This is a genomic window from Reyranella sp. (assembly GCF_965229815.1).
Lineage (GTDB): Bacteria > Pseudomonadota > Alphaproteobacteria > Reyranellales > Reyranellaceae > Reyranella.
The window spans coordinates 505,538-517,726 of the sequence record NZ_CBDDJN010000008.1; the positions used below are offsets into that span (position 1 = coordinate 505,538).

12 protein-coding genes and 1 other RNA gene are annotated in these 12,189 nt (G+C 69.0%); 11 read left to right on the forward strand and 2 right to left on the reverse strand.

Annotation, left to right across the window (positions count from 1 at the left end):
* The first annotated feature begins 1 nt into the window (after position 1).
* The 3 genes from ACO073_RS29900 to ACO073_RS29910 are packed head-to-tail and all read left to right on the forward strand — an operon-like array spanning position 2 to position 3,021.
* Entirely contained in the window at positions 2–253 is a 252-nt protein-coding gene (locus tag ACO073_RS29900) for a DUF1272 domain-containing protein (RefSeq protein WP_422003036.1), read from the forward strand.
* 51 nt (positions 254–304) lie between these two features.
* Positions 305–1,756, forward strand: coding sequence for a threonine synthase (gene thrC, locus ACO073_RS29905; RefSeq protein WP_422003038.1), 1,452 nt, complete (start codon positions 305–307; stop codon positions 1,754–1,756).
* A complete protein-coding gene (locus tag ACO073_RS29910) occupies positions 1,753–3,021 on the forward strand; it encodes a M16 family metallopeptidase (protein ID WP_422003040.1) in 1,269 nt (422 codons plus the stop codon). The genes thrC and ACO073_RS29910 overlap by 4 nt, the downstream gene beginning before the upstream one ends.
* Before the next feature lie 42 nt (positions 3,022–3,063).
* Here ACO073_RS29910 and ACO073_RS29915 read toward each other — a convergent pair whose 3' ends face one another.
* Positions 3,064–3,867, reverse strand: a complete 804-nt coding sequence (locus ACO073_RS29915) for an aspartyl/asparaginyl beta-hydroxylase domain-containing protein (protein WP_422003042.1) — start codon at positions 3,865–3,867, stop codon at positions 3,064–3,066.
* A 154-nt stretch (positions 3,868–4,021) separates the two neighbouring features.
* On the opposite strand from ACO073_RS29915, the gene ACO073_RS29920 reads away from it, so the two are divergent.
* The 4 genes from ACO073_RS29920 to ACO073_RS29935 are packed head-to-tail and all read left to right on the forward strand — an operon-like array spanning position 4,022 to position 7,101.
* Positions 4,022–4,630, forward strand: coding sequence for a GNAT family N-acetyltransferase (locus ACO073_RS29920; RefSeq protein WP_422003044.1), 609 nt, complete (start codon positions 4,022–4,024; stop codon positions 4,628–4,630).
* Positions 4,631–4,687: 57 nt separating this feature from the next.
* A complete protein-coding gene (locus ACO073_RS29925; protein WP_422003045.1) occupies positions 4,688–5,557 on the forward strand; it encodes a dioxygenase in 870 nt (289 codons plus the stop codon).
* A 13-nt stretch (positions 5,558–5,570) separates the two neighbouring features.
* A complete protein-coding gene (locus ACO073_RS29930; RefSeq protein ID WP_422003047.1) occupies positions 5,571–6,317 on the forward strand; it encodes an ABC transporter ATP-binding protein in 747 nt (248 codons plus the stop codon).
* A gap of 49 nt (positions 6,318–6,366) precedes the next feature.
* On the forward strand, positions 6,367–7,101 hold the full coding sequence (locus ACO073_RS29935; protein WP_422003188.1) for an ABC transporter permease: 735 nt from the start codon (positions 6,367–6,369) through the stop codon (positions 7,099–7,101).
* Between the two features lie 203 nt (positions 7,102–7,304).
* On the opposite strand, the gene uvrB is transcribed toward ACO073_RS29935, so the two are convergent.
* Positions 7,305–9,569: an excinuclease ABC subunit UvrB gene (uvrB, locus tag ACO073_RS29940; protein WP_422003049.1), complete on the reverse strand. Its 2,265-nt coding sequence runs from the start codon at positions 9,567–9,569 to the stop codon at positions 7,305–7,307.
* 23 nt (positions 9,570–9,592) lie between these two features.
* On the opposite strand from uvrB, the gene ACO073_RS29945 reads away from it, so the two are divergent.
* The 4 genes from ACO073_RS29945 to rnpB all read left to right on the forward strand — a co-directional run bounded on the left by ACO073_RS29945 (position 9,593) and on the right by rnpB (position 12,120).
* Positions 9,593–10,282, forward strand: a complete 690-nt coding sequence (locus ACO073_RS29945) for a sulfite exporter TauE/SafE family protein (protein WP_422003051.1) — start codon at positions 9,593–9,595, stop codon at positions 10,280–10,282.
* A gap of 24 nt (positions 10,283–10,306) precedes the next feature.
* Positions 10,307–11,026 (forward strand): TerB family tellurite resistance protein, encoded by a 720-nt coding sequence (locus ACO073_RS29950; RefSeq protein ID WP_422003052.1) that lies wholly within the window; start codon positions 10,307–10,309, stop codon positions 11,024–11,026.
* Positions 11,023–11,706 (forward strand): N-acetylmuramoyl-L-alanine amidase, encoded by a 684-nt coding sequence (locus tag ACO073_RS29955; protein WP_422003054.1) that lies wholly within the window; start codon positions 11,023–11,025, stop codon positions 11,704–11,706. Before ACO073_RS29950 ends, ACO073_RS29955 begins: the two co-directional genes overlap by 4 nt.
* A gap of 14 nt (positions 11,707–11,720) precedes the next feature.
* Positions 11,721–12,120, forward strand: an RNA gene (rnpB, locus tag ACO073_RS29960) — RNase P RNA component class A.
* The last annotated feature ends 69 nt before the right edge of the window (positions 12,121–12,189 follow it).

Below are 12,189 nucleotides of genomic sequence, written 5' to 3' on the forward strand. Positions count from 1 at the left end.
CATGCTCGACCTTCGCCCCAACTGCGAATGCTGTGACAAGGACCTGCCCAACGGCGCGCCCGAGGCCCTGATCTGCACCTTCGAGTGCACGTTCTGCGCCGACTGCGCCCGAACTCGTCTGGGCGGCCTTTGCCCCAACTGCGGGGGTGATCTCGTGAAGCGTCCGACGCGACCGGCCCGGATGCTGGAGAAGTACCCCGCCTCGACCAAGAGGGTCCGCAAGGACCATGCGCCCTGCCGCCAGGTGGCGTAGTAATTCCTCCCCGAGCTTCGCTTGGGAGAAGACCCTAGTCGGAGTTTTCTTTTGCACTACATCAGCACGCGCCACGGCTCGCAGGGCACGCCCCGGCCGCTGGGCTTCGAGGACGTCATGCTGGCGGGCCTCGCCCGCGACGGCGGGCTCTACCTGCCGGCCGAGTGGCCGCACTTCTCTCCGGCCGAGATCTCGGCCCTGCGCGGCCAGCCCTATGCCGAGGTGGCCTACCGCGTCATGCGTCCCTTCGTCGGCGACGCTTTCGACGAGCCGACCTTCCGGCGGCTGATCGGCGAGGCCTATGCCACGTTCGACGCGCCCGAGGTGGCGCCCCTGGAGCCGCTCGGTGACAGCGGCCTGCATCTGCTCGAGCTGTTCCACGGGCCGACGCTCGCGTTCAAGGACGTGGCGCTGCAGCTGCTCGGCCGCATGCTCGACCACACGCTGAGCGCCCGCGACCAGCACGCCACGATCGTCGGCGCGACGTCCGGCGACACCGGCTCGGCCGCGATCGAGGCGGTGCGCGACCGGCCGACCATCGACATCTTCATGCTGCACCCGCGCGGCCGCGTGAGCGAGGTCCAGCGCCGCCAGATGACGACGGTGCTGGCGCCCAACGTCCACAACATCGCCGTCGACGGCACGTTCGACGATTGCCAGGACCTCGCCAAGGCCTGCTTCAACGACCTCGCCTTCCGCGACCGGCGGGCGCTGACGGCGGTGAACTCGATCAACTTCGCCCGCGTGATGGCGCAGATCGTCTACTACTTCTGGGCCGCGGTGAAGCTCGGCGCGCCGGAGCGCCCGGTCGCCTTCACGGTGCCGACCGGCAATTTCGGCAACGTCTATGCCGGCTACGCGGCAGAGCGCATGGGCCTGCCGGTCTCGCACTTCGTGGTGGCGACCAACAGCAACGACATCCTGGCGCGGTTCTTCGAGACCGGCGCCATGACGGTGGCCGACGTCGTGCCGACCTACAGCCCCAGCATGGACATCCAGATCTCGAGCAACTTCGAGCGCCTGCTGTTCGATCTCTACGGCCGCGACGGCAGGGCGCTGGCCGAGGCGATGACGGCGTTTCGCGCCACCGGCCGGCTGGCGGTCGGAGATAATGCCCTGGGCGGCGTCCGCGCCCTGTTCGATGCCGGCCGGGCCGACGAGGAAAGCACGCTCGCCGCCATCGCCGACTGCCGGAAGCGCTACGGGGAGACGCTCGATCCCCATACGGCGGTCGCCTATGCCGTGGCGCAGCGCCACCGGCGCGATGCTGCCGTGCCGATGGTGGTGCTGGCGACCGCCCATCCGGCCAAGTTTCCCGACGCCGTCGAGAAGGCGACCGGCGAGCGGCCGGCGCTGCCGCCGCGGCTGGCCGATCTCCTGGACCGCGCCGAGCGTGTCGAGGGCCTGCCCAACGACGCGGCTGCGCTGAAGGTTCTGATCGACGAACGCATGGACGGGCTCCGCCAGCCGCGATCAGCGCGGCGACAGAAGGACATCGCATGACCACCGTGAAGCTTTCGACGCTCCCCAATGGCCTCCGCGTCGCCGTCGACGAGATGCCCGAGGTCGAATCGGCGACGCTCGGCATCTGGGTGGCCTGCGGCACCCGCCACGAATCGGCCGAGCTGAACGGCATGGCCCACATGCTGGAGCACATGGCGTTCAAGGGCACCCGCACCCGTTCGGCGCGGGCGATCGCCGAGGAGATCGAGAATGTCGGCGGCAGCCTGAACGCCTATACCGGCCGCGAGATCACCGCCTACCACGCCTCGGTCCTCAAGGAGGATGTCGGGCTCGGCGTCGAGCTGGTCGCCGACATCCTGCGCAACTCGGTGTTCGATCCCGACGAGCTGCAGCGCGAGCGCGGCGTGATCCTGCAGGAGATCGGCCAGGCGCTCGACACGCCCGACGATCTCGTGTTCGACCAGTTCCAGGAGACGGCGCTGCCCGGCCAGCCGCTGGGCCGTCCGGTCCTGGGCACGGCGGACTCGGTCGAGTCGATCGGTCGCGACGACCTCTTCGCGTTCCTCGCCCGCCACTACACGGCCTCCAACATGGTGCTGGCCGCGGCCGGCCGGGTCGAGCACGACCAGATCCTCGAGCTGGCCGAGAAGCACTTCGGCTCGGTGCCGCGGACGCCGGCCAACGCGCCTGCGCCCGTGCCGCTCTCCTATGTCGGCGGCGACGGCCGCGAGGCGCGCGTGCTCGAGCAGGCGCACCTGGTGCTGGGCTCGCAGGGCATCGGCTATCGCGATCCGGACTATTTCGCCCTGGCCGTCTACTCGACCCTGTTCGGCGGCGGCATGTCCTCGCGCCTGTTCCAGCGAATCCGGGAGGAACGCGGGCTGGTCTACGGCATCCACTGCTTCAACACCGCCTATGCCGACGGCGGCCTGTTCGGGATCTACGCCGGCACGGGCGAGGACGACATCGCCGAGCTGGTGCCGGCCGTCTGCGAGGAATTCGCCGGCGTGGCCGACACGCTGACCGAGGCGGAGCTGGTGCGCGCCCGCAACCAGATCAAGGCCGGCACGCTGATGGCCCTGGAATCGAGCGGATCGCGGGCGGAGCAGGCGGCACGGCACCTGATCATCCACGGCCGGCCGATCCCCTATGCGGAGATCGTGGCGCGCATCGAGGCGATCGACCAGGACGCCGTCCGTCGCGTCGCGCGGCGCCTGCTGCAGGGCAACCTGACCCTGGCGGCGCTCGGCCCCATCGAGTCCCTGGAATCGATCGACCGGATCGCCGCCCGGCTGGCCGCGTGACCGCGACGGCCTGATCCGGCGAGCCGTAGAAGCCGGCGGCGGTCAGGCCGCCTTGGCCAGCTCCGGCGCGGCGTTCCTGTCGCGCGGCGGCACGCCGATGGCGGCGCGCTCGATCACCGTCTTCACCTCGGTGCTGTGCCGGATGAGGTTGTAGCGCAGCGTGGTGTAGAGATTGACCGGGAACGGCATCTCCGCGTTGAAGTCGATGATCAGGACAACGCGGGTCTCGTCGGTCTGGTTCTTCACCCAGTGCTCGCGCGTGTCGTCGAATACCAGCGGCTGGCCCTCTTCCCAGTGGAAGTGATGGCCGCCGATCTCGATCCAGCACTTCTCGGGCTCGCTGGGCACGATCAGCGGATAGTGGAAGCGGATGACGCCGGCGGCCGAGCCGCGATGGGGCTCGATCTCCGCGAAGCCGTGCAGGATGCTGAACAGGGCGGTATGGACGCCCGGGATTCGGCAGATCGCCTCGTAGGTGTCGGGAACCGCCGCGGTGTTCTCCTTGATCTCGTGCCCCCACAGCTTGAGCAGGAACGTCCGCCACGCGCGGCCCGGCACGTAGAGGTCGCGCGGATGGACCTCGTGCAGCGCCGGGATGGTCTCGTGGTGGCTGAGCAGGTAGTCGAGATCGGCCTTGATCTTGGCGTGGCTCTTCCGGAGCTCGGTCAGCACGGGGAAGGCCTTTTCCGCGTCGGCCCCGCCCAGCGGCAGCTTGGGCATCCGGCGCAGGATCATGTCCGACATCTTGAGATTGAGCTTCTCGATCGGCTCCTGCGGCACCCAAATGTGCTTGGTGAGATAGAAGCGGCCCTTCTGGCCGACGTTCGAATTCTGATCGACTTCCATGATGGTCCTGGCAGGGGGTGACTGCGGTTGGGTGACTGTCGTGCCGCCGGGGGGTGATTTCAAGGTCGCAAGCGTGCGCCCGACGGTCTCAATTTCCTACGGCAAGCCTCGGAGAACATGCAAGAATTCCAAAGGTAAAGTAACATAGACCAGAATGTTCCGTTTCGCCGACGTTCCCTTGTCACTTTCGGGGATGACCCGGATCGCCGGCCGCCGGGTGTTCCTGCGGGCCCCGACGATGGACGACTGGACCGAATGGGCCGAGTTGCGGGCGCGCAGCCGGGCCTTTCTCACGCCCTGGGAGCCCACCTGGCCCGAGGATTCCCTCGGCCGCGACCACTATCGCCGCCGTCTGCGCCAGCAGATCAGGGAATGGCGGTCGGGCGAGGCCTACGGCCTCTTCATCTTCACCAACGAAGGCCGCCGGCTGGCCGGCGGGATCAACCTCAGCAACGTCCGCCGCGGCGTCGCCCAGACGGCGTCGGTCGGCTACTGGATGGGGCAACCCTACGCCGGCCGGGGCCTGATGACCGATGCGCTGCGCGCTACCCTGCCGTTCGTTTTCGACGACCTTCGGCTGCACCGGCTCGAGGCGGCGTGCCTGCCGCACAACGAGCCGTCCAAGGGGGTCCTGTCGAAGGTCGGCTTCCACGAGGAAGGGCTGGCGCGACAGTACCTGCGGATCAACGGACAGTGGGCCGACCATCTGCTGTTCGCCCTGCTGCGCGCCGACTACGATGCCCTCCTGAGATCGGGCCGCTGACCGGACCATCCGGCGGAAAGGCCCGGCAGAACGGACCCGCGAGGGAGAGGGCACGCCATGCGCAACCTGACGCCGACCAGCATCACCCAGGCCTTTGCCGACTATGCCCGCGACGCGCCCTCCGAGCGCACGCGCACGCTGCTGGTCGGGCTGGCGGGTCACCTCCACAGCTTCGTCCGGGAGAACAAGGTCACGCAGGCCGAATGGGACGCCGCGATCGGCGCCCTGACGCGCGCCACCGAATTCACCGACGACAAGCGCAACGAGTACATCCTGTTCTCCGACCTGCTGGGCGTCTCCTCGCTGGTCGACATGATCAACACGGCCGGCTCGGGCACGCCGTCGTCGGTGCTGGGCCCGTTCCACATCGAGGGAGCGCCCGAGCTGCCCAACGGCGGCGACCTCTGGAAGGGGCAGGTCGGCGAGCCCCTGGTGGTGAGCGGCCGGGTGACGGACGGGAAGGGGGCTCCCGCCGCCGGTACCGTGCTGGCGCTGTGGCAGAACGGCGGGAATGGGCTCTACGCCCAGCAGGACCCGGCCCATTCGCCGACGAACTATCATGCCCGCCTGACGGTCGCCGACGACGGCAGCTTCGCCTTCTCGACGGTGCGCCCGGTCTCCTACACGGTTCCCGACGACGGCCCTGCCGGAGACATGCTGCGCGCCCTCGGCCGTCATGCGTGGCGGCCGGCCCATCTCCACATGATCGTCCACGCGCCGGGCCACCGGCCGCTGATCACGGAGTTCTTCCCCGAGGACGACAAGTATCTCGACGCCGACGCGGTGTTCGGCGTGCGGGCCGGCCTCGTTCTGCCGTTCCGCAAGGTCACGGATCGCGGCGCCCTGCCGGCTGCGCTGGCGGCCCGCGACAGCCTGCCGATGCCGGTCTGGGCGGCCACCATCGACCTCACCCTGCCGCCGGCCTGAGGCTGTCGCCCTGATGCGCCTGCTCGGGGTCCATGGCGTCTCGAAGGCCTTCGCCAACGGCGTGCTGGCGGTGGGCGACGTCTCGCTCGACATCCTCGCCGGCGAGTTCGTGAGCGTGCTGGGGCCGTCGGGTTGCGGCAAGTCCACGCTGCTGCGCCTGATCGCCGGCCTGATCGAGCCGACGACGGGCATCATAGAGCGCGACGGCGGCGGCCAGCCCGGCGATCTCGGCTTCGTGTTCCAGGAACCGACGCTGATGCCGTGGGCGTCGGCGCTGGCCAATGTCGCCCTGCCCCTCAAGCTCAAGGGCGTGGCGCGCTCCGAGCGCGAGGGGCGGGCGGCCGAAGCCCTGGCCAAGGTCGGCCTGGGGGGCTTCGAGCGCAGCTACCCGCGCGAGCTCTCGGGCGGCATGAAGATGCGGGTGTCGCTGGCCCGCGCGCTGGCCGTCGGGCCTCGGCTCATGCTGATGGACGAGCCCTTCGCGGCCCTCGACGAGATCACCCGCCATCGCCTGAACAGCGACCTGCTGGAGCTCTGGCAGCGCACCGGCGTCACTATCGTCTTCGTGACCCATTCGGTCTTCGAATCCGTCTTCCTGTCCCAGCGCATCCTGGTCATGTCGAGCCGCCCCGGCCGCATCGCCGCCGAGCTGGCCGTCGAGGCGCCCTACCCGCGCGACGAGCTTTTCCGGACCTCGCCCGAGTACGGTGCCTTCTGCCGGACGGCCTCGACGCGGCTCGGCGAGGTGCTGGCGGCATGAGGGCGGCGTGACCGCCCGCCTGCTGGCGCCGCTGCTGGTCGGCATCGCCATGCTCGTGCTCTGGGAGGGCACCGTGCGCTGGCTGGCCATCCCGCCCTACATCCTGCCGGGGCCGCTGCTGATCGCCCGGACCCTGGTCGACGACTGGGGGACTCTCGCGCCGTCGCTCCTGGTCACGCTCCGCATCACCCTCCAGGCGCTGGCCGCGGCCGTCGTCGTGGGCGGGCTTCTGGCGGTCCTGTTCTCGCTGTCGCGCTGGGTCGAGCTCTCGTTCTTTCCCTACGCCATCATCCTGCAGGTGACGCCGATCGTGGCGATCGCGCCGCTGATCATCATCTGGGCCAACGATGTCGACCTATCGCTGCTGATCTGCGCCTGGCTGGTCGCGTTCTTCCCGATCCTGTCCAACACTGTGCTGGGCCTGCGCTCGGTCGATCCGAACCTGCTGGAACTCTTCCGGCTCTACGGCGCCGGGCGCCTGCGCACGCTGGTGAACCTTCGCCTGCCGGCGGCGCTGCCCTACTTCCTGGGAGGCCTGCGCATCTCGGGCGGCCTCGCCCTGATCGGCGCCGTGGTGGCCGAATTCGTCGCCGGTACCGGCGGCAGCGCGTCGGGCCTCGCCTGGCGCATCCTCGAATCGGGCTACCAGCTCAAGATCCCGCGCATGTTCGCCGCCCTCGTGCTGATCTCGGCGACCGGCATCGCGATCTTCCTGGTCCTGACGCTGCTCAGTCACCTGCTGCTGCGGCGCTGGCACGAGAGCGCGCTTCCGGCCGAGCGATAGAGCGCGCTGGAATCCTGCCGACTCATTGCTGGGGGCTGATCTCGAGTGGCCGCGCGGCTGGCTAGCTAAAGCATGATGAGATTGGCTGGAAACAGCCAATCTCATCATGCCCTCCCGCAACCTACGACAATCGCGCGCGGGGATGAGGTGAGGTGGAATCGCAAGCGATTCCACCTCACCTCATCCCGCTGTAGGGCGCTTGCCTACCGGCCGCTGCGGCGGGCCGGCTTGCCGCGGCCGCCGGAGCCGGTGCGCACGCCGCGGAAGACCCGGCTGTGCTGCATCTTGCCGAGATGCACGCCGACATTGGCGCCGGCCGCCTGGCCTGGCAGCTCGAGCTCGTTGGCCTCGAGACGGCGGATCTCGTCGCGGATGCGGGCGGCTTCCTCGAACTCGAGATTGGCGGCGGCGTCGCGCATGCGCTTCTCCAGTTCGGCGATGTGGCTGCGCAGGTTGTGGCCGACCAGGTGCACGTCGCCCGACACGCCGGTGTCGACCGTGTAGTGGTCGCGCTCGGCCGTCGACTGCAGGATCTCGGCGATGTTCTTGCGCACCGAGGCCGGCGTGATGCCGTGCTCCTTGTTGTAGGCCATCTGCTTGGCGCGCCGACGGTCGGTCTCGGCCATGGCGTACTTGATCGAATCGGTCATCTGGTCGGCGTAGAGGATGACCCGCCCGTCGACGTTGCGGGCGGCGCGGCCGATCGTCTGCACGAGCGAGGTGGGCGAGCGCAGGAAGCCTTCCTTGTCGGCGTCGAGGATGGCGACCAGGGCGCATTCCGGGATATCGAGTCCCTCGCGCAGCAGGTTGATGCCGACCAGCACGTCGAACGAGCCGAGCCGGAGGTCGCGGATGATCTCGATCCGCTCCAGCGTGTCGATGTCCGAATGCAGGTAGCGGCAGCGTATGCCGGCCTCGTGCATGTACTCGACCAGATCCTCGGCCATGCGCTTGGTCAGCACGGTGACCAGCACGCGCTGGCCTTTCTTGGCGCAGTCGCGGCATTCGGCGATCAGGTCGTCGACCTGCTTCTCGACGGGACGGATGAGGACCGTCGGGTCGATCAGGCCGGTCGGCCGGATCACCTGCTCGACGAAGATGCCCTGGGTGCGCTCCATCTCCCACGGACCGGGCGTGGCGCTGACGAAAGTCGTCTGTGGCCGCAGCGTGTCCCATTCCTCGAACTTGAGCGGCCGGTTGTCGATCGCCGAGGGCAGGCGGAAGCCGAACTCGGCCAGCACGCTCTTGCGGTTGAAGTCGCCGCGGAACATGCCGCCGATCTGCGGCACCGTAACGTGGCTTTCGTCGACGATCAGCAGCGAGTTCTCCGGAAAGTACTCGAACAGCGTCGGTGGAGGCTCGCCTGGCTTGCGGCCCGTGAGGTAGCGCGAGTAGTTCTCGATGCCGGCGCAGGACCCGGTCGTCTCCAGCATCTCGATGTCGAACAGGGTGCGCTGCTCGAGCCGCTGCGCCTCGAGCAGGCGGCCGGCGCGGTTGAACTCGTCGAGCCGCTGCTTGAGGTCGGTCTTTATCTGGTCGATCGCCTTCTGCATGGTCGGCCGCGGCGTCACGTAATGGCTGTTGGCGTAGACCACGATATCGCCCAGCGTCGCCGTCTTCTCGCCGGTCAGCGGATCGAACTCGACGATCGATTCGATCTCGTCGCCGAACATCTCGATGCGCCAGGCCTTGTCCTCGTAGTGGGCGGGGAACAGGTCGACCGTGTCGCCGCGCACCCGGAAGGTGCCGCGCTGGAAGGCATTGTCGTTACGCTTGTACTGCTGCTCGACGAAGCGACGCAGCAGGCTGGTGCGATCGATCTTCTGGCCCTTGTGCAGCCGGAAGGTCATGATCTGGTAGTTCTCCAGCGGGCCGATGCCATAGATGCAGGACACCGACGCCACGATGATCACGTCGTCGCGCTCCATAAGCGCGCGCGTCGCCGAGTGGCGCATGCGGTCGATCTGCTCGTTGATCGACGAATCCTTCTCGATGTAGGTGTCGGACCGCGGCACGTAGGCCTCGGGCTGGTAGTAGTCGTAGTACGACACGAAGTACTCGACCGCGTTCTCGGGGAAGAAGCCCTTCATCTCGCCGTAGAGCTGGGCCGCCAGCGTCTTGTTGGGCGCCAGCACCAGCGCGGGGCGGCCCTGCGTGGCGATGACGTTGGCCATGGTAAAGGTCTTGCCCGACCCCGTGACGCCCAGCAGCACCTGGTCGCGCTCGCCCTCGACCACGCCGGCCGTGAGCTGGCGAATCGCCTCCGGCTGGTCGCCGGCCGGCGTGTAGTCCGACACGAGCTTGAACGGCTTGCCGCCGACCCTCTCGGGCCGACGCTGCACGTACGGCATGAGGAGAGGGACGCTGGAGACCGCAAGATTCTTTGAGGGCATGGCCTGCATTATATGATGCTGGGGCGGCGCTCCGGCAATGTTACCGTCCGCCGCGAATGCCCGATTTCCTTGCATATTCCTTTGTCCTGTGTGCTGTCGTGGCCGTCTTCGCCGGCATGGTGCGGGGATTTTCGGGGTTCGGCGCGGCGATGATGATGACCCCCGTCTTTTCGGCGATCCACGGGCCCGCGGTCGGCGTGGTCCTCTGCCTGCTGCTGGAGATCGCCGTCGCCCTGCCGCTGCTTCCCGGGGTCGTTCGCCTGGTCGACTGGCGGCGCATCGGTCTCCTCCTGGTGGCCGCCGCGGTCGGCGTGCCGGTCGGCAACATCGTGCTGACGCTCACCGAGCCGGAGGTGATGCGCTGGGCGATCTCGGCCGTCGTCCTGTCGGCCGTCGCCCTGCTGGCCAGCGGCTGGCGGTTTACGGGCACGCCCCGTACCACGACCACCCTGACGGCGGGTGTCAGCAGCGGCTTCCTGAACGGACTGGCGGGCATGGCCGGTCCGCCCATCGCCTTCTACTACCTGGCCGGCGACGAGACGGTGACGCGGGTGCGCGCCAACCTCACGACCTACTTCGTGTTCGTCGACCTGGTGGCGGTCGCCGCCTTCTTCTCGCGCGGCCTGGTCCAGACCGACACGCTCGTGCTCGCGCTGTTCCTCGCACCGGCGGTGATGGCGGGCGGGGTTCTCGGCGGCAAGCTGTTCCCCCTGGCAACCGATACCTTCTACCGCCGGCTCGCCCTCGTGCTGCTGGTGGGCGTGGCGATCGGCGCCTTGATCCTTTGAGCGGCACCCGTTAGCGAATCCGGCATGACCCTGTGGGAACGCATCGTTGACCGCGCGGCGCGGCTCGCGGGCGGCGAGTCGCTGGCCTCGCTGCTGGGCTTTGCCGCGCAAGGAGACGGCGAGGGCGACGGCGGCCATCCCGGGCTGCGCCAGGTCGCCTTCACCGTCGGCGTGATCGCGCTCGGCGCCAAGATGGCCGGTGCCGACGGCGAGGTCTCCGAGATCGAAGCCGAGGCCTTCCGCGCCTTCTTCCGCGTGCCGCCGGGCGAGGAAAGGAACGTGGAGCGCTTCTTCAACCTCGCCAAGCGCGACGTCGCGGGCTTCGAGTCCTATGCCCGCCGGCTCGCGGCCCTCTTCCCGGACGCGCCCGAGATCCTGGAGCACGTGCTGGAGGGGCTGTTCGAGATCGCCACGGCCGACGGCCAGATCGACGCGCCCGAGGCCGAGTACCTGGCCGAGGTCGCCCGCATCTTCGGGCTGAGCAGCGCGCGCTTCGAGCGCGCCCGGGCCGCGGCGACCGGCGTCGTGGAATGCGAGCCCTGCGTCATCCTTGGCGTCGACCCGCTCGCTACCGACGAGCAGATCCGCGAGGCCTGGCTGCGCCAGGCGCGCGCCCACCATCCCGACCGGCTGATCGCCCAGGGCCTGCCCGAGGAGGCGATCGCCGTCGCCAACCGCAAGCTCGCTCTCATCAACGATGCCTACGACCGGCTGCGACGGGCGCGCGGCGTCGTTCCTGCGTGAGACAGCTGGAGCGCCCGTCGCCCAACCATGCGGCGCGGACGTCGCCCGTCGACATCCTTGTGCTGCACTACACCGAGCTGCTTCTCGAGCCGTCGCTCGCGATCCTGTGCGACGGCGGCAGGGAGCATCGGGTCAGCGCGCACTACGTTCTGGCCGAGGACGGCACGATCTATCGTCTTGTTCCCGAGGATCGCGTCGCCTGGCATGCCGGACGCTCGCGCTGGCGGGGCCGCGAGGGGCTGAACGGCAGCTCGATCGGCATCGAGATCGTGAACCTGCACGGCGATCGGCACGACTATCCCGTTGTCCAGGTCGAAGCCCTCGTCGAGCTCAGCCGCGACATCGTCGCCCGCCATCCCGCCATCGTGGCGCGCAACGTCGTCGGCCATTCCGACATCGCGCCCAGGCGCAAGATCGATCCGGGCCTGCGCTTTCCCTGGGCGCGGCTGGCAGCCGCGGGAATCGGCCTGTGGCCGAGGCCGGGCGCGGCGCCGCTCGAAGGAGACATCCAGGCCGCGCTGCAGTGTTTCGGCTATGCGCCGCCGGTCGAGGTGTCGCCGGCCGACATCGTTGCCGCCTTCCAGCGCCGCTTCCGGCCGTCGCGGGACGACGGCGTCGCCGACGCCGAGACCCGATCGCTGCTCGCGGACCTCCTTGACCAGGTGGGCAACCGCCCCTAGCTAGGCGCCTCAGGTCAGACGGCTGGATGGCTGCACTCCGCGAGGGGTGAGGAAAGTCCGGGCTCCACGGAGACACGGTGCCGGCTAACGGCCGGCGGGGGCGACCCCAGGGAAAGTGCCACAGAAAACAGACCGCCTTCCCGGCCCGCCCTTGGGCGGGATCGGGCGGCAAGGGTGAAACGGTGGGGTAAGAGCCCACCGCGCGACCGGCAACGGAAGCGGCACGGCAAACCCCACCGGGAGCAAGACCAAATAGGGGCGGCACGCCGGGCGACCGGCAGCGGGGTCTCCGCGTCGCCGCCCGGGTCGGTCGCGCGAGGCGCTCGGCAACGGGCGTCCCAGAGGAATGGCCATCCATCGCCTCCGGTCTGCCGGGGGCGGGGACAGAACCCGGCTTACAGGCCGTCTGACCTGTCTTCATCTCGTTCTGTCGCCCTCACGGGAGCCGACGGTACCGGTCGTCTTGCGATCCGGAGGGATTGC